This is a genomic window from Bradyrhizobium sp., assembly GCF_049512235.1.
Taxonomy (GTDB): Bacteria; Pseudomonadota; Alphaproteobacteria; order Rhizobiales; family Xanthobacteraceae; genus Bradyrhizobium.
The window spans coordinates 1-24,622 of the sequence record NZ_JBEKXH010000037.1 but is presented as its reverse complement, the minus strand read 5'-3'; the positions used below and the strand labels follow the sequence as shown (position 1 = coordinate 24,622).

Sequence of the window (24,622 nt, the reverse complement as noted above, 5' to 3'; positions counted from 1 at the left end):
CTGGCGATCGATCATCCGTGCGACCAGCGTCAGCGCGAAATCGATGCCCGCGGTGACGCCGCCGCCGGTGATACGGTCGCGGTCGACGCAGACGCGGGTGTTCGCCGGTAGTGCCCCGAAGCGCGCCAGCAGATCCATCGCGGTCCAGTGCGTCGTCGCGCGATAACCCTTCAACAGGCCCGCCGCGCCCAGAACCAGCGATCCCGTACAGACCGAGGTGACATATTTGGCATGCGCGGCCTGCCGGCGCAGGAAGTCCAGCACTTCCTCATCATTGACCATGTCGTCGGTGCCGACGCCGCCGGGCACGCAGATCACGTCGAGCGGCGGACACTCCGCGAAGGTCGTGGTCGGCGTCAGCACCATCACCGAATCGCTGGCGATCGGTTCGATCCGTTTCCAGATCAGATGCACCTTGGCGTCCGGAACGCTGGAGAACACCTGTAGCGGACCGGTGAGGTCGAGCTGGGTCACCTTCGGGAAGATCACAAATCCGATGTGAAGCGCTGCCGACATGATGCGAGCCTTTCGAGGTTCTGCTTTGGAGGTTCTGACGCCGCCATCCTGGCATGACGGCTTCATGTCCGAAATGACGAATTTCCCTCATTTTATGACTCAGCCGAGGGCGGCATTTTGGTTCGGCTCAAGCATCGATGCTCGGCGCGAGGCCGCAAGCGCCTGCCGTTATTTGCCGACACTGTGATTACTCGCAAAACCGCCGATGCGATCGCAGCTTGCCACGGCCAAATCAACGGGATGTTAGGGAGTTTCATTCAGCATGCCGCAGGGAACGGCTGGATTGGCCGAGGCCAACCTTGAGCACGGAAAGAATGTCGCAGGCGATTTCCAGGATTCCGGGCCGATATTATTTCGCCATTTTTGTATTAGCCTCAGCCACGCTGTCGTATCAGATACTCATCACGCGTTGTTTCAGCGTCATGCTGTATTATCATTTCGCCTTTGCCGCCATTTCGCTGGCCATGCTGGGACTGACCCGCGGCGCGATGGAAGTTTACAACCATCCGGTCCGCTACGCGACCGAACAAGTGGGTGTGGAATTCGCGCGCCACGCATCATGGTTCGCGCTCAGCGCCGTGGGTACGATGATCGCGTTCCTGTGCGTGCCGCTCGTGGTGCCCGAGCAATATGTCAGGTTGGCGCTGGCGATCACGACGGTCGCCTTCGTGAGGCCGTTCACCGAAAGTGGCGTATGCATCACGCTTTTGCTCACTCGCCTGCCGCATCGCGGTGGATGGTTATACGCAGCCGACCTTGCGGGTGCGGCGCTCGGATGCCTCGGGGTCATCTTGCTGTTGCTTGTCGTCGATCCCGTGAGCGCCACACTGGGGATCGGAGCCTTTGCGGCAGGGGCAGGCTGGATCGTGGCGCGGAACTGCGCCGACATGCGCAGCCTGCGTATCAGCGGCGCCGTAGCGCTGACGCTGGCCGTCGCGGCCACGCTGCACACCGGACTTGAAGTTTCCGGCAAAGGGCATTTGGGCGTCTTCTGGGCCAAGGGCGTCGCGCAGACGGGAACGCTGTTTGAGCGCTGGAACACTTATTCGCGCGTGAGGGTTACCGCCCTCGGAGAGACCGCTCCGTTCGGCTGGGGCCTCACCGACACGGCGAAGACGACCATCGACCAGAACCATCTCGATATCGATGCCGACGCAGCCACGGTGATCACCCGGTACGATGGCGATCTCGGCAAGCTGGCCTATTTGAAAGACGATGTCATCAATGCCGCCTACCTGGTGCGGCCGCCGGCCGACGTCGCTGTCGTTGGCGTTGGCGGCGGTCGGGATATTCTGTCTGGGCTGGTTTTCGGCGCCAGGCACATCCGCGGAATTGAGATCAATCCTGCGATCTTCGAGGTCCTGACTGACAAGTTCGCCGATTTCTCGGGCCATCTGGATCGCCAGCCCGGCGTGTCGCTGGTCAATGCCGAAGCCCGCAGCTACATCAACCATTCGTCCGAGCGATACGACCTTGTCCAGATTTCGCTGATCGACACCTGGGCCGCAACGGCGGCTGGCGGACTGACACTTACCGAAAACCGCCTCTATACCGTGGAGGCGTGGGATGACTTCTACCGGGCGCTGAACCCGGGCGGGCTGCTTTCAGTATCGCGCTGGTACGACCCGGACGATCACCGCGGCGAGTTCTATCGTCTGGTGTCGATCGCAGCGAGCGCGCTGCAGCGCAGGGGAGTTTCCGCAGCCGAGCTATCGCACCACGTTGTCGCACTGAACGTCGGCAACATCATAACGGTGATTACCAGTCCTGACGCCTTCACCGACACCCAATGGCAGGCGGCGCGCGCGAGGCTGTTGGCGCAGGGCTTCAAGATACTGCTGGGGCCGGATGTCGCGTTCGACGCGGTCACATCGACGTTGCTGTCCGGCAAGGCGGACGCGGCATTCCTGGCGTCATTGCCGGAAAATATCGCTGCCTCCACCGACGACAATCCGTTCTTTTTCTATACGGCGCGTTTCGGAAAACTTGCCAGCATGCCGTCATGGACGCTCACGAACAACAGTGAGGCGGTGACCATGACCCTGCTTCTGATCGTGTTGGCGCTGTGCGCCTGCGGGTACTATATCTTCATACCTTTTGTCCGGCTTGCGAGGCGGATGCCGTTGTCCGTGCTGACGCCGCCGGTCGCCTATTTCTGCGCGATCGGCATGGGCTTCATGCTGATTGAAATATCGCAGATGCAGCGGTTGATGGTCTTTCTGGGCCATCCCGTTTACGGACTGGCTGTCGTACTTTTTACCATTCTCCTGTTTGGCGGGATCGGCAGCGCCACGGTCGGTGCGCATGAACCTCGATCGGGCGCGGTCGTGGCGCGGGTTCTGGCCCTGCTTACGACGCTGGTGGCGGCCGGACTTCTGACTCCCTTGCTGGCGACATGGGCGCGATCGGAAGCGACCGATATCCGCATTCTGTGGTCGGTGCTGTTGCTGGCGCCCCCGGCGTTTTTCATGGGGATGATGTTCCCGCTCGGCCTCAGCATCTGGCGCCGTCACGCCGACCTGCTTCCGTTTTTCTGGAGCGTCAACGGCATCACCTCGATGTTCGCTTCCGTGCTCGGGATGGCATTGTCGATCGAATTCGGCATCGCCAGGACCTACGCCCTGGGCGCCTGCTGCTACGTCGTCTGTGCCTTGCTGATCGCCCTCAGTCGCCAAGCGAACCGGATGTCCGCGGAGCGGCCGGTCGAGGCACCGGTGCATCAGGATAAGGCCGCCGACGCGGCCGGCCCGGTCGCGTCCCCCCAACCATTGTAGATCGCCAAGGCGATCAGATCGCGGTGCGGGGACAGGGGGTCGGCGCGGCGTCTGCCCGCATCGAGGCCGACCCAGTCCAAGTTATTTCAGGGTGTGCTCGCACCCAGTCCGGCATGAGTTCGCGGCATTTTGCCCGCGCCTTCATCGCCGAGACCGGCACCACGCCGTCGAAAGCGGTCGAGCGGCTGCGGATCGAGGTGGCGCGGCAGCGCGTGCAATCCTCCGGCGAGGCGATCGAACGGGTCGCGCAACTGACTGGTTTTCGCGATCCGGAGCGGATGCGCCGCGCCTTCATCCGCGCCTTCGGCCAGCCGCCGCGATCGCTGCGCCGCGCGGCGCGAATGGGTAGGCTTATCGGGTTTCCAGAAGTCCCAGTCTGCGGCCGAGCCAATGGGTTGACGGCGCCTGGATCAGGATCGTCATCAGGATAGCAATGAAAGTGACCGACGCGATCACCTGCGCGCCCGGCGCCTTGATGCCGAGCAGCAGGCCAGCCAACGCCGCTGGGATCACCCCGGTCTCGCGGGTCCAGCACATGAACAGAAGTTCGGCAAGACTCCAGCGCGCGCGGCGATCGGGCAGCGCGCACAGGAACACCGTGGCTGGCCGCGCCACCCCCATCAGGACCGCGACGATGGCCATCCCGTGCAGCCAGTATCGGCCCATCAGCGCGAAATCGACCTGCGCGCCCAGGAGAATGAAAATGAACAGGCGCATGACGAAGGCGGTGGTCAGGACGAATTCGGCGAGCTTCTGCGCTTCGCCGGCTTCCATCTGAAAGCCGAACCTCTCCTTGTTGCCGAGCACAATCCCGAACACGAAAACCGCCATGAAGCCGCTGGCCTGCAGGCCGCTGGCCGCGAAATAGGCAGCGATGACGGCGACCACCGTGACGACGGGCGCGTATTCGGCGAGGAATGCCCATCGCTCATGCGCGATCAGGAGCGCGGCGAGGTATCCGAGCGCAAGCCCGGCGACGATGCCGATCGCGGCCTGCTTGAGCAGGCCTAACAATGCGACACTCAGCGAAAACTCGCCGCTTCCCATCGCCACTGCGAGCACACTGAAGGTTAAGATCGCGGCCATGGCGTCGTTGAACGCGGACTCGCTCGTCACCGTCTGCGCTACCCGGGCGCGGATCGGGACCTGCCGGAAGATCGGCACCAACGTTGCCGGATCGGTGGAGGCCATGGTGGCGCCCATCAAGAGCGCCACGATCGGGGGAATGCCGAGGATGATATGGGCGGCAAGTGCGGTGATGCCGGCCGTGATCAGGATGCCCGCGGTTGAGAGGATGAGGATGGTGATCCAAACCTGCTTCAAGACCTCGAAGCGCAGCGTCGCGCCGCCATCGAACAGGATATAGCTGGCGCCGAACAGCAGAATGATCTGGTTCAGCGCCGAGTCGGCTTTGATATCGATCAGCCCAAGCGCCTGCGGGCCGATCGCGATGCCCGCCAGCAGAAACACCGCGACATCGGGAATCCTGATCTTCTGCGCCACCAGGCTAATGAGGGTGCCGATCGCCAAAATGAGACCGCAGGAAAGCAGCGCGTGCCTGGCGATCTCGATGGAGGCCGAAGTTTCCAATTCGCTTGCCTTCCAGGGCTTTAAGTCAAAAAGAGGAAGCGTGGGGGCGGGGGTCGCTGACTATCATGCGCCGGCGACGCTGCCCGACGCGCCGCAAAATGGCAAGGATACAGGCCTCAACCGGACGGCAAATGAGGCCCGCGCCTCGGCGCCGGCGCGTTTTCCGACTCGCCGTTTTCCATGCGGATAATAAAATCGCCCCCGGAACGCGGTTCCATGGCGGCAGCATGGTTGACAGGGGAAAGAGTCGCGTTTTCCATCCCATAGAGATCAGACCGATTTGGACGCGACCGTCTGGGCAAGGTCCGTTCATCCTCGCTTTCTACAAGCGGGAAAGACCGGGATGAGCCGCATACCCTTTCCCGCTTTTTTGGCGAGACTAGGCCTCAGAAGACTCCAGGTTCTCCGGCGATTCTTCCCCGATCGGCAGCATCATGTAAAAAACAGCGCCGTGATGTTCGTTCGGCGTTGCCCGGAGCCGGCCGCCATGGGCTTCGACGATCGAGCGGCAGATCGACAACCCCATCCCCAGACCGCTGGCCTTGGTCGTATAGAAAGCTTCGAAGACGCGCTCGGGATTGGCGCGAGGCAGCCCCGGACCCGAATCGCTTACCGCGACAAGCACGCTGCCCGACTCGACCTCACTGCTGCTGATCAGCAACTCCCGCGATCGCTCCCCGACCTCGCTCATCGCTTCAATGGCGTTCATCACCAAGTTCAGGATCACCTGTTGCAACTGGACTCTGTCCCCCAAAATGTGGGGCAGCCCCTCTGACAGTTGCATCGTCGCCAAAACGCTATGCTCCGACATCGCGGCACGGGCCAGTGTCATAATCTCCAAGATTACTTCGTTAATCTCCAAATTTTCCTTCCGCGCCGGCGCCTTTCTGGAGAAATCGCGAATCCGGCTCACAATATCAGCGGCTCGCTTGCCGTCGCTGATAATACGGTCGATCAAGGGCTTGGCCTTTTCCAAATTTGGTGGCTGACGGGCGAGCCAGCGCACAGCTGTTCCGGCATTAGTAAGCAGGGCGGCGATAGGTTGGTTGACCTCGTGGGCAATAGAGGCCGTGAGTTGGTCCATTGTCGCGACCCGGTTCGCGTGCGCCAGCTCTGCCTCGGCATGCTTTCGTTCGGTCAGGTCAAGGACGAAGGCCACGCCCTCGTGCCGGAGTTCGCCGAAGGTTGCCCCACCCACGAGCACCGGCACGCGGCTGCCGTCTTTCCGAAAAAACTCCTTCTCGGAAGGTCTCCAGGCTCCGGTAGAAACCAGGTCTGCCAAGAGCCGTTTGTCGGCTTCGGCCCATTCGGGAGGTGTCAAGCCGGCAAAGCTCAGGCGGCCCGAAATGACGTCATCGCGGCTATACCCCACGATGCCGAGAAACGCGTCGTTGGCCTCCATAATACGACGGTCGAGATTGAAAATGCATATCCCGATGATGTTGGAGTCGACAAGGCCGCGGACCTTCGCCTCCCGTTCCCCGAGATCGCTATAAAGGCGCGTGTTCTCCAGCGAGATCGCGGCTTGTCCCGCCAGCAGTTCCAGGACCGCGATCCGGGCCGGCGTGAACGCGTGTGAAGCCAATGCGTTTTCGAGGAGAAGAATCCCGGTCAATTGCTGTTGCTTGATGAGTGGTAGGCAGAGGATCGACTTCGATTGTCGATCGCGAAGATAGTCGTCGCCGGAGAACAGGTTGGGTTTGGAGGCATCATCGAGAATCACGCTTTCCCGCGTGCGGATGACGTAGCGGACGAGAGATTCGGGGCAGGTGATCCCGTTAATCGGCTCCTGGCGCATCGTGACTTCGATCTGATCGCCGGTCGCCCGCGCCTCTGCCTGGATCAGATATTCATCCCCTGCCGGCAGTATCAAAAGGCCGCGATCCGCGCCCGCGTTCTCGATCGCGATCTTCATCAGCCGCTCGATCAACTTCGGCAACACGATCTCGCTGGACAAGGCTTGAGAAGCCTTGACCACACTCGCGACATCGAGCTGCCCGATCGCGGAGCCAACAGCCGCCGCAGAACGCTGTCCCTCCGGATCCGCCAGATGTGGATAAAGCCGATCGAGTTGTCCTACCTTGCCGTCGGCGCCCCAGCGAAGACAGCAGTCCCTGGCCTTGCGCAGATAGGCGTCGGCGAATGTCTCGAAGCCGCGCGCGCTGTAGAACCGGGCCGCCACCTCATAGGCGATGGCTTCGTTCTGCACGAAACCGTTGTCGCGGGACGAGCGAATGGCCTGCTCGTACAACCGCATGGCATCGACGTCTCGCCCCTCGATCCGGGCCACCTCCGCCCCAACGAGTGCCGCCCGGTTGGCAAAATTCTCGGGGCAATGGAGTGCCCAGGTGTCGAGTTTCTCCAGGTGTTCCGTCAGCCTCGCGCGATGATATTCGCGGTCCTCAAACGAGGCGAATTCATGGACTGCCGCGTGGCAAAGCGCATCGTAGAAGTGGTACTCAACGACCTCCAAAAGAGACAGGGTACCCCCGACCATCGGTTGCGCCCTGGAGGCCGCGTGCAACGCGTCCACGTATTCTCCCGCGAGGAAACGTGCCTGCAGCTTGCGGATGTAGTACCAACATTCCGGGAGCGCCAGCGCCGCCTTGCCAGCCAGATCACGCTCAAGATCACTTTCACGGAACACAGCGTCGTCGAAGGAGCCAAGACGGGTGGTCTGTCCCCTTAGGCTGCGGATGAGACCGAGTTGGCCCAGAATCCAGCCCTCGATTGTTCCGAAGCCGACTTTGCGGGCAAAGGCGAGCCCGTGTTCAGCTTGCACCTCAGCCTCGATCAACGGGTCGCCGGCCATGAGGTAGTTGCTGTTGAGCTGGCCGCAAGCGTATCCCGCGTAACTGATTTCACCGATCCGGCTGGCGAGGTCGAAGCCACGAAACAGGAACTCGCGCCCCTTTCGGACATGCTGTGTCCAAGGTACGCCGAAGCCGAATGTCTCGAATGTCCTGGCTTGAAAGCGCTGCAATCCCGGTCGCTCGACCAACTCGCACCCCAACCGTCCGAAGCGGTAGCCGGCATCGAACTGGCCGAAGTGGTTTGCCAACGTGCCCAGCTGCGCGTAGGCGATACACGATGCATCACAGTGACCTCGCTCGAGCCCCAAGCTGACAGCCGTGCAAACAGCCACTGCGAATAGATGATGAGAGTCAAAGTAATGCCCCGGGATCGCAACTCTGATCAGAAGATCCACAGCTGCCAGCGAATCCGGGTCGCTCATGAGCGGGAGATTGATGAGATCTTCGATCGGGCGAGCGCCCAGCCGGGTCCAGATGCCATCGTAGGCGCCTCGCGCATCGGCTTCCGTCGGATGCTCCGGCAAGTCGACGCCCAGGTGTCGTAACGCACGCAAACCGACGGCGACTGCCTCATCGCTACGATCGATTGCCTGGTAAAGATCGACTTGTAGGCCGGCCACCGCAACGCGCTCTCGCGTCGTGACGGCACGAGTGGAAAGGCTGCGCAAACGCGCTTCGGCTTGCGCGATCGTTCCGGCCGCGAACTCGCAATCCGCCCTGGCCAGCTCCAGGGCAAAGCTGAGTTCGCGACGCCGCTGCCAGCTATCCTCCGTCAGTAACGCGGCGCCCGTGGTCAGGTAATTCAATGCGGATACATAGGCGGACGAGGCTTGGGCGCGCTTGCCGGCAAGCAGATTGAATTGCGCCAGCTGCTCGCGCTCTTCCGGCGCCGTCACCAGGGATGACGCGCGGTTGAGCTGGTTGACAATCTCGAAAATGGACTCCTCCAGCCTGCCGGGAGGCGTATGGGCGACCAGGATCCTGCCGATCCGCAGGTGCGCGGCGGCGCGTCGCTCGGTCGGGATCAGCGCATAAGCAGCCTCGTGGACGCGATCGTGGACGAACCGGTAAGAACTCTCGAGGAAATCGACCAACTCCTGGCGACGTGCCTCGACGAGGCTGGCGTGCAGCTCCTGCTCGGTGGTGTCGTGAACCATAGCCAACATCGCGGTGGTCGCGATATTGCCGAGACATGCCAGTTGTTGCAGCGCCTGCTGGGTTGCAATAGGAAGCCGGACAAGTTTGCCGATCATCAAGTCAGCCACATTGTCGGCGTAACCCTTGGCGTGGATGCGCTTGAGATCCCACGACCAGCGCGAATGCACAGAATCGAACGCGATCAAACCTTCATCCGCCAATGTCGACAGGAACTGACCGATGAAAAACGGATTGCCATCGGTTTTCTGTAAAATCAGCTGAGCAAGATCCCCCACCCGATCCGTTTCACAGTGCAGCGCGTCCGCGATCAACTGCGCAACGTGTTGGGCATCGAGCGGACCAAGCGTGATCTCCTCGACGGACGAGATGCCGGCCGCCTTGATCGAGCCGAGTTTGCGCATCAGCGGATGCGAGGCATCGACCTCATTGTCGCGATAGGCGCCAATGAGAAGCAGGTGTGGGACGCTCTCCTGGGTGAGGAGATCCTCGAGTAGATCCAGAGTAGCCGCGTCGAGCCATTGCAGGTCGTCGAGAAACAGGGCGAGCGGATGTTCAGGGCGCGCGAAGACACCGATGAACCGCCGCAGCAGTAACTGGAAGCGCCGCTGGGCGTCGGGTGCCGGCAGCTCAGGGACCGGCTCCTGCTCCCCGACGATGAGTTTCAGCTCCGGAACGAGGTCGATGATGAGGTTGCCGTGGGGCTCGAGCGCATGCATCAAACTCTCCCGCCAGCGGCCGAGTTCGGCTTCGCTCTTGGCGAGGATCTTGCGGATAAGCCGTTGAAAGGCTTGTGCCAGGGTTGCATAGGGAATGTCGCGTTTATATTGGTCGAACTTGCCCGATGCGAACAGGCCGCGTGGCGGAACCAGGGCCTTGTGAAGTTCATTCACCACCGATGATTTGCCAATACCCGTGTAGCCTGACACGAGGATCAACGCCGTCGCCGGGTGTTTGACGATGGTGTCCAAGGCATTCTGCAACGCTGCTATTTCCCGGGCGCGCCCATACAGCTTCTCGGGAATCAAGAGCCGTCCGGGCGGCTCATGTCGTCCGAGGGTGAAGGGCTCGATGCGCTTTTGGCTCTCCCATTGGATTGCGCATTGTCGCAGGTCTTGCTCCAGTCCGACCGCAGTCTGATAGCGTTCCTCTGCGGTCTTGGCGAGGAGCTTCATGACGATGCCAGACAGGGAAGGTGGTATTCCGGTGAATCGCTGGTCGGGCGCCAACGGCTTCCGCGCGATGTGGCAATGCACCCATTCCATGGGATCGTTTGCCGCGAACGGCAGCGCTCCCGTCAGCATTTGATAGAACGTAACGCCGAGCGCGTACAGATCACTGCGCGAATCGATTGAGCGATTCATTCGTCCGGTTTGTTCCGGCGCCATGTAGGCCAATGTTCCCGCGATGAACTCGGGAGGCTCGGGTGCCTGACGTTCGCGAGGCAGTCGGGAGGCGATGCCGAAACCGGTCAACCAGACTTCCTCGGTGATGGGGTCGAGAAGAATGTTGGCGGGCTTTATGTCCTTGTGGACCAGGCCTCGCTGGTGCATTTTGCTGACGGCCGCAGTGATGCCGATAGCGAAGCGCAGGAACCTCCCAACTTCCATTGGCGCGTCCAGAAGCTGGCTAAGTAGCTCGCCTCCGGGGTCCTCGAGTATGAGAATTGTCTGGCCATTTTCATATGCGAGCTCGATCGGGTGAAGTGCCCAACTGCGATCGAAACATTCCGCGAGTTCGTATTCGCGAATAAGTCTCTTGAAACCGTTGGACGATGTGCGCTCAGAGACCGCGAGCACAGTAACTGACGTACGTGAGTAGGCATTTCGGCGCTGGATTCTGCGCAAAAGGATGTCGCTGCCTTGCGACGACAACACCTGGACTACGCCGCCATCTTCGATCTTGCGATCACCTGAAGTATTCACGGAAGTAGCTCCTGCTCTCGTGACACTCCTTCGGACGGTGCGGATTGCGATGTCAATCCAAAGTATCTCAGAGGGCGTGTATGTCAAATCGGCGCCCAATCGGGACCCCAGACCGGCGCCGAAGGGGGACCTCCTTTTGAGACACGCAGGATAGCGTCCGCCGCTACGGATCTGGTTGCGATTGCGCAGCCGCCGCGAATGCGGCGAGGTGAGGCGCGGTGCACTGAAGTTTAGGCGCGGCTTTTGAGCACCCACTCTCTTTGCCGGTCTCTACGATGTCGCAGTGATGCGTAAGGCGATCGAGCAACGCGGTGGTCATCCTGGGATCGCCGAACACACTCGGCCATGAGGCGATCCCCATCGCTCCGTCGGTACACCTGTCGCGCTACCGCGCGCCTTCAAAAGACGCCGTTAGCGCCTATAAAACGGGCCGTGCACCGCGGTTTCCTCGGTGACATCGCATCGAAGCTGAGCTACGATGGGACCCATTTTCGGGAGTAGACCCGCCCGCGCGATCCGAGCTTCATCGTGGAGGTTACAGAACGCGACTCTGGCGCCGTGGAGCATGAGTGCTGCAAGAGGAGAGGCGTCATGTGTGATTGTCATGGCAACCTGGGCCTTGCAGTTCCGGCGACGACCGCCTTGAACCGACGATCGTTCCTGAAAGCGAGCGCGCTGGGAACGATCACGATGGCGGTGGCGGGCGGGATGATGGGTCTGCCCGGATCGGCCCGCGCCGCCGCGACCGTCAAGGGAACCCACGGCAGCGGCTTTTGCAACGTCGCGTTCTTCATCGCGCACGCACGCCAACTTGCCAAGGACGACGGACTGACGCTCGAATTCGTCAATACTCCTTCCTTCGCCGATGAGGTCACCTTCCTCGGCACCGGACAGGCAGACGTCAGCATGCTGCCCTACACGAACTTCATGGCTCTGTACGACGCCGGCGCGCCGGTCAAGATCGTCGCCGGCGGCGGCGTCCAGGGCGTCTATATCGTCGCCCAGCCGGGGCTCGACACGCCCGCCAAGCTCAAGGGCAAGACGCTCGGAACCTTCCAGAACAACACGCTTGAAGTGCTGCCCTACGATTGGCTGAAGAAGAACGGCGTGGCCTACAAGGACGTGACCGTCCGCTACATGGACTCGATCGGCGACATGGTGGCCGCGTACAAGGCCGGCTCGATCGATATCGCCTCCACTATCGAGCCCTATGGCTCGGCGCTTCTCAGCGACGTCAAAGGTTCGGTCCTGCTGTCCGACGGCGTTGACATCTATGGGCCGCAATATACGGACTGCGTGCTCGCCGCCAGCACCGCTCTGCTCGCGAAGGACCCCAAGAGCGTCAAGGCGCTGATCAAGGCGATGCTGAAGGCGCAGCTGCTCTGGGAGCAGGATCCCGAAGGACTGCTCACGGAGCTCGTCGGCACCTACTACAAGACTTCGCTCGAAAACGCTCGGATCGGCGGAAAGGCTCAGCCGGCGAAGGTCGATCAGAGAGCACAGACGAACTTCATCTTGAATCGTGTCGATTCGGTCATGGCGATGGGCTACATCAAGAAGAAGCCAGGCAAGGATGCGATCGACTGGAGCTATCTCGAGGCGGCGATCGCCGAGGTTCCCGACGTTTACGCCAAGCTCAAATACAAATCGGCTTGAGCTAGGTGACAGCGAGCAGCGTCAAGACCGGCGGCGACACCAAAGTCGCCGACGCGCGGGGATTCGCCGCTTCCTTGTTCGGCCAGACGATCGAATTCATCCGTCAGCATGGGCCGAAACTGGGCTGGGGCCTGCTGTCGGTCGGGCTGTTCGCCGGTTTGTGGGAATTCCTCTGGTATGTCGGCGTCGCCGATCAGCGCTTGCTGCCGCCTCCGCACGTCTTCCTCGGCGACCTCGCCGGGCAGGCGAAGAACTTCAACACTGCCAAACGCTGGGAGATCGGCGTCGATCCCAATTCCGGCCCGACGCCCTTTGGCGCCGTCGTCATCACCATGGCCTCATCGACGATGCGGGTGCTCGCGGGCCTCGCCATCGCGGCGATCACCAGCCTCTGCATGGGGGTTTTGATCCGCTATCATGGCCTGTTCGGCAAGCTGGTGCTGCCGACGGTGATGCTTCTCGCGCCGGTCTCTCCCGTCGCTTGGCTGCCGGTGGCGATCTTCCTGTTCGGCATCGGCAACGGACCGGCGATTTTCATGGTGTTCATCGCCCTGTTCTTCACGATGACGCTCGCCACCATCACGCAGATCGATTCGGTCAATCGCAACTACGTCAATGTCGCGCGCACGATGGGCGCCAGCAAGCGGCAGATCTACGCGCGCGTTATCCTGCCGGCGATCCTGCCGGGCTTGCTCGTGGTGCTTCGTCTCAATTTGTTCGGCGCCTGGATGGTGGTGCTGGTCGCCGAGGCGACCGGCGTCGGTTACGGGCTCGGTCAGATCATCTCGATGGCCCGCAACACGTTCAACCCGGGTCTCGTCTACTTCACCATCGTCATCATCGGTCTGCTCGGCTTCACCTTAGACTTTGGCCTGCGGCTGCTGCAGCGGCGTGTCCTGTTCTGGCTTCCGAAGGGGCAGGGAGGGTTGGGCAGTGGTTGACGCGCCTCGACCGAATGGCGTCGCCCGCGCCGTGAGCTGCGTCGGCGTCGGCAAGATTTGGAATGCGGGAAGCAAGCTGGCCCACGAGGCGTTGACCGACATTGAGCTCGAGATCGATGCCGGCGAGTTCGTGGTTCTGCTGGGCCCCTCCGGTTGTGGCAAGAGCACGCTGCTCTGTCTCATCGCCGGGCTCGAAGCGCCGACTTCGGGCGTAATCAGTGCGCTCGGCGAACGCATCACCGGACCAGCGCCAGAGCGCAGCCTGATCTTCCAGGAGACGTCGCTCTTCCCTTGGTTGAATGTCTGGCAGAACGTCAGCTTCGGTCTTTCCGTGCGTGGCGTGCCGACCGAGCAACGCAAGGAGACGGCGCGTCAGGTGTTGGGGAGAGTCGGCCTTTCCAATGCGTTCGACAAGCGCCCGGACGAGCTCTCGGGCGGAATGCGCCAGCGTGTCGCGGTCGCCCGCGCCCTCGCCATGCAGCCCAAAGTCCTGTTAATGGACGAGCCTTTCGCCGCTCTCGACGTCCAGACCCGCGTCAAGATGCAGGATTTCCTGCTCGACGTTTGGGATGTCAGCAAGGCCTCTGTTTTGTTCGTTACTCATCATATCGACGAGGCTATCGCGCTCGCCGACCGGGTCGTCGTATTGACGGCGCGCCCCGGCCGCATGAAGGCGGTCGTGCCGATCGATTTGCCGCGACCGCGGGATCTGACGTCGCCGGCCCTGCTCGCGTTGCGCGTCGAATTGACCTCGCTGTTGCGCGACGAGGTTGATCGCGCGTTCGCCGAGCAGGAGAGCATCTCCGTCACCTGCTGACGGAACGGCGGCGGTCTGGTAACGCTCCTCCGCCGTCTTCGCGAGAAGCGATGAATCTCGTAATCAGCCAGTGCACCGACAGGCGATCATCCTGAATTCTGTCTCGAGGCTATCAATCTATAATTGCAAAAACTAACAAATACAACCAGTCCCAGCCGATGCTGCGCCAAAAACGCAAAAATGCGAATGATCGCAGTATCATGAGCGATCCGGGGGTGGCGCGAAAGTCCGTCAGTGCCTGACCGAAAAACCATGGAGTCTGTGGCTACGCTTATGAGTCTTTCCCCTGGTTCAGGGCCTGCAGCCAGGCACCGATTTCGCTGGCTGCGACATCGGCCTGCGGCAGCAATTTGCCCATGGTGAAGAAGCCGTGGAATTGGCCTGGGAAAGTCCGGTACGTCACCGCAACGCCGGCCTCTCTCAGCCGCCTGGCATATTCGTCGCCCTCGTCACGCAGGGGATCGGCGCCCGCGGTCAGCACATAGGCCGGCGGCAGCCCGATCAATGTCGAGGCGCGCGCCGGCGATGCGCGCCAGTCGTGAACGTCGGCGGCGCCGTTCAGATAGTGATCGCGAAACCATTTGATCACCGAATGCGTCAGCAGGATGCTGGTCTCGGGTTCGCTGTGCGAGGGATGCGTCATCGCAAAATCGATCGCCGGATAGATCAGCAGCTGTCCGGCGATGGCGGGGCCGTCGCCGTCGCGCGCCGCGATCGCAACCACCGCGGCGAGGTTGCCGCCGGCGCTGTCGCCGCCAACCGTGAGCCTGGAGGCGTCAACGCCGAGTTGGCTGGCATTGCCGGCGACCCACTTGGTCGCTGTGATGGCGTCTTGGACGGCGGCAGGAAACTTGTGTTCGGGCGCCAGCCGATAATCGACCGAGATCACGATCAACTGGCCTTCATCCGAAAGCTTCCGGCACGCCACGTCGTGGGATTCGAGATCGCCAATGACCCAGCCGCCGCCGTGAAAAAACAAAACGCAGGGCGCCAGCCCGTTGGTCTGCCTCAGCCGCAACGGTGTATAGATCCGTGCCGGGATCGAGCCTTCGGGCGAGGGGATCGCGAGCGGCTGCACCGACCTCAACTCGGGCGGTTCCGGATTGGTGACGACGCGGGCCTGCAAATAGGATTCGCGCGCCTCGGCGGGCGACAGCGTTTCGTAGGGCGGCCGGCCGGCCTCCTGGAAGGCCTGGAATACGGCGGCGGCATCGGGATCGAGGGTCACTGGCATGATGAGATGACCTGTTTCGGTTGCGCAAAAAATTCACGGGTGTCGTTCCGGGGCGCGCAAGGCGCGAACCCACACTGACCGGATGCACTATTTCATTGGCGCCGTGGGCTGACCAGTGGCCTTCCCAAGGGAGAGGCCGCCCTTTCCCCGCCGTATTCGCCGTGTTAACCGGTGCGCCCAACGGGTGGCGGATGGTCCTGTACAGTGTCGCGAGCCCGAATAGCCTGCTAAAGCCGCGGTATGTTTCGAACCACAGCCCTGACCGGTTTTGCGGCGCTGCTTGCCGCCCTAGCGAGTTCGCTTGTGCCGCCGGCGCGCGCGCAGATCGGCAATATCTTTTCCGATCCGGCGCCGCGCCCGCCCGCCGGAATTCCGCGCGGCAATCAGCAGATGCAGCAGCCCGACGACGAAGAGGACGTTCCGGAACTGCCGCAGGGCCGCCTGCTGCCGACGCCCAACCGTCCGTTGCCGGGGCAGGGCGTGCCGGCGCCGGGACCGGTGACGTCCCAACCCCTGCCGCCGCCGCCCGGCACCAGTGTCGTTCCGCAGAATGTTCCGCCGGGCATCGCGGTAGCGCCGCCCCAGCCCGACCAGGGCATTGCGGCAGCTCCGCCCGCCGCCAATCCGCTGCCGGGACAGCGCCAGCCCAAGAGCGTGCCGCAATCGCCGGCCACGTTGCAGCCCGGCGACGAAGTGGTCACCGAACCGCCGGCGCAGAAGATCGGCAACAGGAAGGCCAGCTTTTCGGGCCTCGACAAGATCACCGGGCGTATCATCAACTTCGACGAGGATATCGGCGAGACCGTCCAGTTTGGCGCCCTGCGCGTCAAGACTGACGCCTGCTACACCCGTCCGGCCACCGAAGCGGCCAACACCGATGCCTTCGTCGAGGTCGACGAGATCACGCTGCAGGGCGAGGTAAAGCGGATTTTTTCGGGCTGGATGTTCGCCGCAAGCCCCGGCCTGCACGGTGTCGAGCATCCGATCTATGACATCTGGCTGACGGACTGCAAAAACCCTGAGACCGCCGTCGTCAGCGCCCAGCCGGCCGATCCGCCGAAACCGTCAACCCCGCCGCCAGCCCCGCCAGCCCAGAAGCGTGCGCCGCCGAAGCAGGCACAGCGCCCGCAGCCACTGCAGCCCAATCCACTCCCTGCGATCCGGCAGTAGCAGGAGCGGATGCCCTGCTTTGCGGGGCTTCTTGCCAAACCGCCGTCAAGGCTGCGGGCTTTCGGCGAAGCGGCCTGAGACGATCATGGCTTACTGCCGACCGGCGATGATCTGCAGCGCCTGCGCGCCGCCAATCGCACGATCGAACGGCAATTTAGCGAAATCCGCCGGGCCTTTGATCGCCTTGTCGAGCAGCGCGGAATAGCGCCGGCGCGGGATCTCGACCGCGCCGAAGCTGCGCAAATGGTCGGTCACATATTGGGTGTCGAGCAGTTCGAAGCCGCCTTCGATCAGCCGTGCCACCAGATGCACCAGCGCCACTTTCGAGGCGTCGCGGACGTGATGAAACATGCTCTCGCCGAAAAAGGCGCGGCCGAGGCTGACGCCGTAAAGCCCGCCGACAAGCTGGTCTTGCTGCCAGACTTCGACGCTGTGGCAATGGCCGGTTTCGTGCAGCCCGAGATAGAGATCGCGGATGCGCTTGTTGATCCAGGTTTCGTCGCGGCCTGCTTGCGGCGCGGCGCAGCCGGCAATGACCGCCTTGAATGCACGATTTGCGGTGACAATGAAGGTGTCGGAGCGAACCGTGCGCTTGAGCCGCGAGGCGATGCGGAAGCCGTCGAGCGGTATCACGCCGCGCATTTCCGGTTCGACCCAGAACAGCGTCGGGTCGTCGGCGCTTTCGGCCATCGGGAAGATACCGCAGGCATAAGCGCGCAGCAGCAGTTCGGGCGTGATTTCGGAAGCGGCGGAGTCGCGCGACGTCATGGCGGCAGGATAGCAGGGTGAGGGCGGCCGCGGCTAGCTCGCGGCAGCATTTGCGGACTTGGTCGCTGGCCTGCTGGCTCGGCGAAACCGCAGCACGATGCGGGTGCCGGCATGGCCGGGGTCGCGCTCGACGCCGGCGTCGAGCTTGGTGGCCATCGCGGTGACGATGCGCTGTCCCATGCCGGTGGAACGCGGGTCGGTCTTGACATTGAGGCCGACGCCGTCGTCGGCGATCGACAGCACGAGATCTTCGCCCTGCGCCGTGAGGTTGACGTGGATCGGGCCGGCGCCGTCGGGGTAGGCGTATTTGACCGCGTTCATCACCAGTTCGTTGACGATGATGCCAATCGCCACCGCGCGGTCGGGATCGATCTCCACCGCCTCGGCCTTCAATGTCAGGCGCGACATCCTGTTGCCTTCGGCGGACCTCCGGAGATCCTCCAGCAGGGCGTCGAGATACTGGTTCAGCAATACGTTCTTGAGGTCGTGCGAGGTGTAGAGCCGGCGATGAACCTGGGCCACGGCGGCGACCCGGCCCATCGCATTGGTCAGCGCCGCCTTGACGTCGTCCTGGGTACTCGAACTGGCCTGCAGGTGCAGCAGCGAGGCGATGATCTGCAGCGAGTTGCCGACGCGGTGGTTGACCTCGCGCAGCAGCACCTCGCGCTCGGCGGCAAGCGCCGCGTAGCGGTCGCGCGAGGCGTGCACCTCGGCCTCGGCGTCGTCGCGGGCTTTCTGAATGCGCGCCTGCCGCAGCGCGCCGTCGACGGCGACCTGGAGCAGGGGAATAAATTCGCCCTGGACATCCTTGACCAGATAGTCGGCGGCGCCGGCCTTCAATGCGGTGACCGCGATGCTGGAGTCCTGTGCGGCGGTGACGAACACCACCGGCGGCGCATGGGGGAGGGCGAGGATCCGCTCCAGCGTTTCGAGCCCGTCGAGGCCAGGCATGTACTGATCGAGTGCGACGACATCGATGCCGCCTTGCTGGAGGCGTTCCAATCCCTGGGCTCCGCCTGCCGCATGAACGACATGGAAGCCGAGCCGCGACAGGCCGCGATCGACCAGCCGGGCAAGCCCCTCGTCATCGTCGATGTACAGCAATGTGGGCATCGCAGGGTTCATGTGGCGGCGGGCGGTACCTGAATCACGGAGAAGAACAGCCCGAGCTGGCGGATGGCGTTGGCGAAGCTTTCATAGTTCACCGGTTTGGTGATGTAGACATTACAGCCCAATTCATAGCAGCGCTTGATTTCCTGGGAATCGTCCGTCGTGGTCAGCACCACGACCGGGGCACATTTCAGGTATTTGTTTTCCTTGACCCGCCGCAAGATCTCGATCCCGGTCATGTCGGGCAGATTCAGATCGAGCAAGATCAGCAACGCCTCGCCCTTGCGCTCCATGCCGCTGCCGTCGCTGCCGAAAAGGTAGTTCACCGCAGCTGTACCGTCGCTGAACGGCATGATGGCGTTGTTGACGCCGGATCTGCGGATATTGCGCTCGATCAGGCGGGCGTGACCCTCGTCGTCCTCGATCATGATGATCGTAACTGGCTTGCTCATGTGTCTCTGTTCCGGTTACTGGCTGTCCAGGCGACGGGCAGCGTTACGGTGAATGTGCTGCCGCTATTGACTTCCGATTGCACATGGATGGTTCCACCGAGTCGCCGCACCAGGGCGCGGACATGGGCAAGTCCGATGCCCTGTCCCGGCCTGTCCTGGGTACCGGCGCGCCGAAACAGGTCAAAAATCCGCTGATGATCCCGGGGGTCGATACCACGTCCGTTGTCGGAGACTTCAAAAATCGCAAAGCCGAGCTTTGTCCGGCCCCGGACATGGATATCGCCGGGTACTCCCGGCCTGAGATATTTCAGCGCATTGTCGATCAGATTCGAGAAAATCTGTTCCAGCGCCAGCCGGTCGCTGACGATATCCGGCAGCGGCTCAATGCGAATCTGCGCCTCGGCCTCAGCGGCCTGGTGCGCAACCGTTGCAACGATACCTTCGATCAGTTCGCGGGTATCGATCGGCACCGGCTCGAACTCGCGCCGACCCTCGCGGGTAAGGTTGAGGATGGCTGATATCAGGCGGTCCATCTTGCCGATCGACGATTTGATGAAGCCCAGCGCCTCGGAGAAATCCTGCGAGAGCTGCTTGTCGCGGGCCTCAAGGGCGGGTTCGATCGCTCCGGCCGCCACTGGCGGCGCTGACGCCGCGGCCACACGGCCGAGCGCCCCGATCCGCCTGAAGATGTCGGCGCGCAGTTCCTCGAGCTCGCTGGTGAAGCCCATGATGTTGACCAGCGGCGAGCGCAGATCGTGGCTGACGATATAGGCGAAGCGCTGGATCTCGTTGTTGGCCTCGCGAAGGTCGGCGGTGCGCGCGTCGATGGTGGCCTCCAGGTTGAGGTTGTTGTCGCGCAGCAAAGCTTCGGCCTCGTCGCGCGCGCGCGCCGAACGCCGTACCAGAAGGATCGAAATGCCCGCCAGCGCGATCACAAGGCCGGAGCCCGCGACCGTGACGACCGAGGCGAGCCACTGGGTGCGATCCGCGGTCGCGGTGCGCTGCGCGAACAGCCGGTCCTCTTCCGCCCGCATGGCGCCGGCGACGTCGTTGATGCGCTGAACGGAATCGGAGGCGCCGGCCTGGCGCAGCATCGCGATGCCGCCGGCAATGTCGCTGCGCTTCACGAAATCGATGGCCTTGGCAAATTCCTGAAGCCGAGCCTCGACCGGCGGGCGCAGCTTTTTGCTGTTTTGGACCTGCGCCGGATTGTCGCCGGCCAGTTTGGCCAGCGTGTCCACGTCGGGAAGGATGGCGGCAACGGCGGCGTCGTGCTCGGCAAGAAATCGTGGCTCGGAGGTCAAAAGATAACCGCGTGCGGCGCTCTCGGCGCGGCGTATCTCCAACAGCAAGGTCGAGATCTGGTTTTCGACCTCGACGGTATGGACCACCCAGGCATTGTCCTGGCGCGACTGATTGACCAGGATGACTGACGTCGCGCTGATCGCCACCAGCACCAAAAATCCCGCCGCGAGCAGCAGGATCTGTCCGATCGCGCGCCGGCGCGCGGCGTCAGGCGTCACAACCATCTCGCGTCATATACCAACGAAATTCGAGCAGTGCCCCATACCGGCAAAGCCCTCCGGCCCATAAGCCAACGCCCGTTGGGGCCATTGGTTCCATGTCCGTTTGAGGGCCAAAGCCGCCCGCTCAGCCCTCCGGCTGGCCGGCCAGGTACTGTTCGAGCCAGTGGATATGATAATCGCCGTCGATAATGGCGGGTTCCCGGACCAGGGCCCGGAACAAGGGCAACGTGGTCTCGATACCCTCCACCACCATTTCGTCGAGCGCCCGGCGCAGCCGCATCAGGCACTCGGCGCGGGTCTTGCCGTGGACGATCAGCTTACCGACCAGCGAGTCGTAGAAAGGGGGGATCACGTAGCCCTGATAGACGGCGGAATCGATCCGTACCCCAAGGCCTCCCGGCGGATGGTATTGCAGGATCTTGCCGGGTGAGGGACGGAAGGTCACCGGGTTTTCGGCGTTGACGCGGCATTCGATGGAGTGGCCGTTGATGACGACCTCATCCTGCGTCACCGGCAGGTCGCCGCCGGCGGCGATGCGGATCTGCTCCAGCACGAGGTCGATGCCGGTGATCATCTCGGTGACGGGATGCTCGACCTGAATCCGGGTGTTCATCTCGATGAAATAGAATTCGCCGTCTTCGTAAAGGAATTCCACCGTGCCGACACCAAGATATTTCAGCTGTTGCATCGCTTTTGCGACCGTGGCGCCGATCTTGGCACGTGTCGCGGCGTCGAGCGCCGGCGAGGGGCCTTCCTCCCAGACCTTTTGATGGCGACGCTGCAGCGAGCAGTCGCGCTCGCCGAGATGGATGGCGCCACCTCGGCCATCGCCGAGCACCTGGATTTCAATGTGGCGCGGCTTCTGCAGGTATTTTTCCAGATAGACCGAGGCATCGCCGAACGCCGACCTGGCCTCGTTGGCGGCGGTGGAAAGCGCCAGCATCAGGTCGCCTGCGGTCTGTGCGACCTTCATGCCGCGTCCGCCGCCGCCGGAGGCTGCCTTGACCAGCACCGGAAAGCCGATGGCTTGCGCGATCGTCATGGCGTCGTCGCCGGCGCCGACCGCGCCGTCGGAGCCGGGCACCACGGGAATGCCGAGCTTCTTGGCGGTCTTCTTGGCCTCGATCTTGTCGCCCATCAGGCGGATGTGCTCGGCCTTAGGTCCGATGAAATGCAGATTGTGATCGGCGAGGATTTCGGCAAAGCGGGCGTTTTCCGACAGAAAGCCGTAGCCGGGATGCACCGCGTCCGCGCCAGTGATCTCGCAAGCCGCGAGCAGCGCGGGCACGTTGAGATAGCTGTCCTTTGACGGCGGCGGGCCGATGCAGACGCTCTCATCGGCGAGGCGCACGTGCATGGCATCGGCGTCAGCGGTGGAATGCACCGCGACGGTCGCGATGCCGAGTTCCTTGCACGCCCGCAAAATGCGCAGGGCGATCTCGCCGCGGTTGGCTATCAGGATCTTGTCGAACATGTTGTCCCAGGGGGCGAGTAGCGAATAGCGAGTAGCGAATAGTGGAAGGAGAAAGCCATTCGCTACTCGCTATTCGCCGCTACTCAATAATCATCAGCGGTTCGCCGAATTCGACCGGTTGGCCGTCCTCGACAAGAACTTGAGTCACGGTACCAGCGCGCGGCGATGGTATCTGGTTCATTGTTTTCATCGCCTCGATGATGAGCACCGTCTGACCGACCGAAACCTTGGTGCCGACTTCGACGAACGGCTTGGCACCGGGCTCGGACGCCCAGTAGGCGGTGCCGACCATCGGCGAGGGCACCGCGCCGGGGTGCTTGGCGAGATCCCCGGCATCGGCCGCCGCGGCCGGCGGGGCAGCGGGGGCTTGCAAGTTCGGCGGCATCGATGCGGCGATGCTGATATTGCGCACCACGCGCACCCGCAAACCCGCGCGCTCGATCTCGATCTCGGTGAGGCTGGTCTCGTCCAGCAGCAATGCGAGTTCGCGGATCAGCGCGCTGTCGTCGCTTTTGAAGGTTGCGTCTGTCTTGTCGTCAGGTTGCCGCGCCATGCTCTTGATCCGGAACCTTTTGCTTGTTGACGTCAGGCTTTTGTCTTGACGCCGATGTTGGCGGCAAGGCCATTGATCGCGAGTCGTATAGGTAACAATAGGCTCAAGGGGAAGCCTTTAGGCCATCCCAGGCGTGGCTAAATTACCTCATCCGTCCATAAAAAGAGGCGCGGAAGCTGCGGAAAGCACACATTAGCCAACGTCAAGGGGTGGCTGTAGGCCGCGGAGGAGCGCGGCAGGCTGGATCAGGCGCAGGCCCTTAAACGGGGACCGGCCCCGCCGCCTGCCTTCGGAACTGATACTGCCTTGGATCCTGGTCTCGATCACCGCGGCGCTCCTCGCCGCGGATCGCTGGACTAAGAAAACGGGCGGGCATCGTTGCCCGCCCGCACCCGCCGCTGCTTCGACAATGATCAGGTCTCGATGACCGCGACGATTTCGAGCGTCCGTGGATTGACCACCACGATTTCATCGCGGACCAGGAAAAACTCATAGCCGCGCCAGTCCGGATAGATCGACAGAATCTCCGTGGGCAACGGCCGGAATTCCACATCGCGGGGAACGCGGGTGCCGACCGAAATCGAGAAGTTGACGTTGGCGGCGGGCTGTACGTGCTGTTCCCGGATCACCGTGCTGATCCTGGTGCGCTGCTCGCTGGAGAGCTTGGCGCCGCCGGCACCGGCCTGTCCAACGGTTTCCGACTTGTTTTCGGCCGCACCCTTCGACTCGGCATTCATCTTGCCGTTGCGGTCTTCGCGGCCTTCGGCTTTCATATCCTTGGCGGCCGGGCTCTTTTCATTGGTCTGCGAACTCATGCTCTTCGATTTTTCGCCGTTGGTATCGTTGATATTATTTTCCTGGGCCGATTTTTCGCCCCTCGGGCCGGCCTTCATGTCGTCCTGAGCGCGCTGGCTTTTGCTGCCCTGCGGTTGCATCTTTTGATCGGACTGAGTGGTCTTTGCAGCCGGCGCGGCGCTCTCCGATGCGTCGTTGCGATTCATCGGGGCCGCGGATGAAGGCGCGGCGCGTTCGGATGGCGGCGCGCTCTGTTGCACCGTGGAACCCGCCGACGGTGCTTCCCGGCTCGTTCCGGTTCCCTGCGCATTGGCGAAACCGGTTCCGGCGATCAGCGCCACTGCGGCAGCAGAAATCATAAAGCGACTAGTCATGGAATATCTCCTCGAGATGGTTGCATTGCCCGCGCCGACAACGAATGCGGACGGGCGATGTTCCTCGATATTGTCGGTTTCACCGGGTTAGTTTGGTGAATGCGCGATGAACGCTTCGGTCCGCAGATTGCTCAAATGACTTGATGAGAAGAAATTGCCGCACGCAAATTGCCTCGAACAAAAGGCCGGCTGAAGAGCCGGCCCCCTGATCTCACAGATAAAGGCTGCCAGCTCATTATGCGCTCAGCACGTCTCCTTGCCGCAGCGGGCGAGCGAGATCTTTTCCTTGAGGCTTTCAAGCCCGACCGCCCCGACCACCACCTGCTTGCCGATCACATAGCTCGGTGTGCCGTTCATGCCCATCGCTTCGGCGAGCTTGAAGTTCTCTTCGATGGTCGCCTTCACCTCGGGACTGGCGAGATCCTTCTCGATCCTGGCCGTATCGAGGCCGGCATCCTTGGCCGCGGCCATGGCGCGCGCCTTGTCCGCCGGACCACGGCCGCCGAGCAGTTTCTGGTGGAAATCGAGATATTTCTTGCCGCTCGGATCCTGCATGCGCACCGCAACCGCAACCTGCGCGGCTTCGACCGAACCCTGGCTCAGCACCGGGAATTCCTTCAGCACGACTTTCAGCTTGGGATCGGTCTTCATCAGGTCGAGCATGTCGGCCATGGCGCGCTTGCAGTAGCCGCAATTGTAGTCAAAGAACTCGACGAAGGAGACATCGCCGTCCTTGTTGCCGAGCACCACGCCGCGCGGCGAATTGAAGATCGCCTCCGCGTTGCTGGCAACGCTCGCTTGATGCTTCTCGGCCTCGGCGGCGGCCTGGCGCTTGTTCAGTTCGGCCATCGCTTCTTCCAGCACCTCCGGATGGGCGATCAGGTAATTCCTGACAATGGTCTCGATATCCCCGCGCTGGCTGTCGGAAAAACTTTGCGCCGATGCGACAGGCGGCGCGCCGCACAGCGCGAGCGCGAGC

Annotated in this window: 17 protein-coding genes and 2 pseudogenes; 6 read left to right on the top strand and 13 right to left on the bottom strand. The window is 62.5% G+C overall.

All coding sequences use genetic code 11. The features are described 5' to 3' along the window. On the bottom strand, positions 1-516 hold a 516-nt coding region (locus ABSG20_RS05665), incomplete at its 3' end, for a DJ-1/PfpI family protein (RefSeq protein WP_423863514.1). Positions 517-815: 299 nt separating this feature from the next. Between ABSG20_RS05665 and ABSG20_RS05660 the strand changes: the two genes are divergently transcribed. Both ABSG20_RS05660 and ABSG20_RS05655 read left to right on the top strand, forming a co-directional pair. Further along, the gene (locus ABSG20_RS05660; protein WP_423863513.1) at positions 816-3,290 is read left to right on the top strand and encodes a hypothetical protein; all 2,475 of its coding nucleotides are present in this window, start codon (positions 816-818) and stop codon (positions 3,288-3,290) included. A gap of 104 nt (positions 3,291-3,394) precedes the next feature. Beyond that, positions 3,395-3,637 (top strand): annotated as a pseudogene (locus tag ABSG20_RS05655) (helix-turn-helix domain-containing protein); the annotation flags it as partial. Between the two features lie 4 nt (positions 3,638-3,641). On the opposite strand, the gene ABSG20_RS05650 reads toward ABSG20_RS05655, so the two are convergent. The 3 genes and pseudogenes from ABSG20_RS05650 to ABSG20_RS34875 all read right to left on the bottom strand — a co-directional run. Then, on the bottom strand, positions 3,642-4,880 hold the full coding sequence (locus ABSG20_RS05650; RefSeq protein ID WP_423863512.1) for a cation:proton antiporter: 1,239 nt from the start codon (positions 4,878-4,880) through the stop codon (positions 3,642-3,644). 379 nt (positions 4,881-5,259) lie between these two features. Further along, positions 5,260-10,773, bottom strand: a complete 5,514-nt coding sequence (locus ABSG20_RS05645) for a trifunctional serine/threonine-protein kinase/ATP-binding protein/sensor histidine kinase (RefSeq protein WP_423863511.1) — start codon at positions 10,771-10,773, stop codon at positions 5,260-5,262. Positions 10,774-10,936: 163 nt separating this feature from the next. Further along, positions 10,937-11,122: pseudogene (locus tag ABSG20_RS34875) on the bottom strand (ATP-binding protein); the annotation flags it as partial. Between the two features lie 242 nt (positions 11,123-11,364). Here ABSG20_RS34875 and ABSG20_RS05635 point away from each other — a divergent pair. Genes ABSG20_RS05635 through ABSG20_RS05625 form a run of 3 tightly spaced genes read left to right on the top strand, consistent with a single transcriptional unit; the run spans position 11,365 to position 14,187 of the window. After that, positions 11,365-12,429 (top strand): ABC transporter substrate-binding protein, encoded by a 1,065-nt coding sequence (locus ABSG20_RS05635; RefSeq protein ID WP_423863510.1) that lies wholly within the window; start codon positions 11,365-11,367, stop codon positions 12,427-12,429. Positions 12,430-12,434: 5 nt separating this feature from the next. Beyond that, positions 12,435-13,370: an ABC transporter permease gene (locus ABSG20_RS05630; RefSeq protein WP_423863509.1), complete on the top strand. Its 936-nt coding sequence runs from the start codon at positions 12,435-12,437 to the stop codon at positions 13,368-13,370. 31 nt (positions 13,371-13,401) lie between these two features. Next, entirely contained in the window at positions 13,402-14,187 is a 786-nt protein-coding gene (locus ABSG20_RS05625) for an ABC transporter ATP-binding protein (RefSeq protein ID WP_423863508.1), read from the top strand. Between the two features lie 271 nt (positions 14,188-14,458). Here ABSG20_RS05625 and ABSG20_RS05620 read toward each other — a convergent pair whose 3' ends face one another. After that, positions 14,459-15,421, bottom strand: coding sequence for an alpha/beta hydrolase (locus ABSG20_RS05620; protein WP_423863507.1), 963 nt, complete (start codon positions 15,419-15,421; stop codon positions 14,459-14,461). Positions 15,422-15,661: 240 nt separating this feature from the next. Here ABSG20_RS05620 and ABSG20_RS05615 point away from each other — a divergent pair, with 240 nt between their 5' ends. After that, positions 15,662-16,591 (top strand): DUF2155 domain-containing protein, encoded by a 930-nt coding sequence (locus ABSG20_RS05615; RefSeq protein WP_423863506.1) that lies wholly within the window; start codon positions 15,662-15,664, stop codon positions 16,589-16,591. Between the two features lie 90 nt (positions 16,592-16,681). On the opposite strand, the gene aat is transcribed toward ABSG20_RS05615, so the two are convergent. From aat to ABSG20_RS05575, 8 genes are all read right to left on the bottom strand, one after another. Next, a complete protein-coding gene (aat, locus tag ABSG20_RS05610; protein WP_423863505.1) occupies positions 16,682-17,359 on the bottom strand; it encodes a leucyl/phenylalanyl-tRNA--protein transferase in 678 nt (225 codons plus the stop codon). A 33-nt stretch (positions 17,360-17,392) separates the two neighbouring features. Next, entirely contained in the window at positions 17,393-18,484 is a 1,092-nt protein-coding gene (locus tag ABSG20_RS05605) for a sensor histidine kinase (RefSeq protein WP_423863504.1), read from the bottom strand. Then, positions 18,481-18,921 (bottom strand): response regulator, encoded by a 441-nt coding sequence (locus tag ABSG20_RS05600; RefSeq protein ID WP_423863503.1) that lies wholly within the window; start codon positions 18,919-18,921, stop codon positions 18,481-18,483. Before ABSG20_RS05600 ends, ABSG20_RS05605 begins: the two co-directional genes overlap by 4 nt. Next, positions 18,918-20,444: a sensor histidine kinase gene (locus tag ABSG20_RS05595; RefSeq protein WP_423863502.1), complete on the bottom strand. Its 1,527-nt coding sequence runs from the start codon at positions 20,442-20,444 to the stop codon at positions 18,918-18,920. Before ABSG20_RS05595 ends, ABSG20_RS05600 begins: the two co-directional genes overlap by 4 nt. Positions 20,445-20,571: 127 nt before the next feature. Further along, positions 20,572-21,921 (bottom strand): acetyl-CoA carboxylase biotin carboxylase subunit, encoded by a 1,350-nt coding sequence (gene accC, locus ABSG20_RS05590; protein ID WP_423863501.1) that lies wholly within the window; start codon positions 21,919-21,921, stop codon positions 20,572-20,574. Positions 21,922-22,000: 79 nt separating this feature from the next. Then, positions 22,001-22,474: an acetyl-CoA carboxylase biotin carboxyl carrier protein gene (accB, locus tag ABSG20_RS05585; protein WP_423863500.1), complete on the bottom strand. Its 474-nt coding sequence runs from the start codon at positions 22,472-22,474 to the stop codon at positions 22,001-22,003. 413 nt (positions 22,475-22,887) lie between these two features. Further along, positions 22,888-23,643: a DUF1236 domain-containing protein gene (locus ABSG20_RS05580; protein ID WP_423863499.1), complete on the bottom strand. Its 756-nt coding sequence runs from the start codon at positions 23,641-23,643 to the stop codon at positions 22,888-22,890. A gap of 243 nt (positions 23,644-23,886) precedes the next feature. Continuing rightward, a partial coding sequence (locus ABSG20_RS05575; protein WP_423863498.1) for a DsbA family protein occupies positions 23,887-24,622 on the bottom strand: 736 nt, incomplete at its 5' end.

Bases quoted from the DNA above. Each gene is read 5' to 3' on its own strand.
- ABSG20_RS05635 (WP_423863510.1), top strand. From the start codon at position 11,365: ATGTGTGATTGTCATGGCAACCTGGGCCTTGCAGTTCCGGCGACGACC.
- accC (WP_423863501.1), bottom strand. From the start codon at position 21,921: ATGTTCGACAAGATCCTGATAGCCAACCGCGGCGAGATCGCCCTGCGC.
- ABSG20_RS05620 (WP_423863507.1), bottom strand. From the start codon at position 15,421: ATGCCAGTGACCCTCGATCCCGATGCCGCCGCCGTATTCCAGGCCTTC.
- ABSG20_RS05580 (WP_423863499.1), bottom strand. From the start codon at position 23,643: ATGACTAGTCGCTTTATGATTTCTGCTGCCGCAGTGGCGCTGATCGCC.
- aat (WP_423863505.1), bottom strand. From the start codon at position 17,359: ATGACGTCGCGCGACTCCGCCGCTTCCGAAATCACGCCCGAACTGCTG.
- accB (WP_423863500.1), bottom strand. From the start codon at position 22,474: ATGGCGCGGCAACCTGACGACAAGACAGACGCAACCTTCAAAAGCGAC.
- ABSG20_RS05605 (WP_423863504.1), bottom strand. From the start codon at position 18,484: ATGAACCCTGCGATGCCCACATTGCTGTACATCGACGATGACGAGGGG.
- ABSG20_RS05600 (WP_423863503.1), bottom strand. From the start codon at position 18,921: ATGAGCAAGCCAGTTACGATCATCATGATCGAGGACGACGAGGGTCAC.
- ABSG20_RS05615 (WP_423863506.1), top strand. From the start codon at position 15,662: ATGTTTCGAACCACAGCCCTGACCGGTTTTGCGGCGCTGCTTGCCGCC.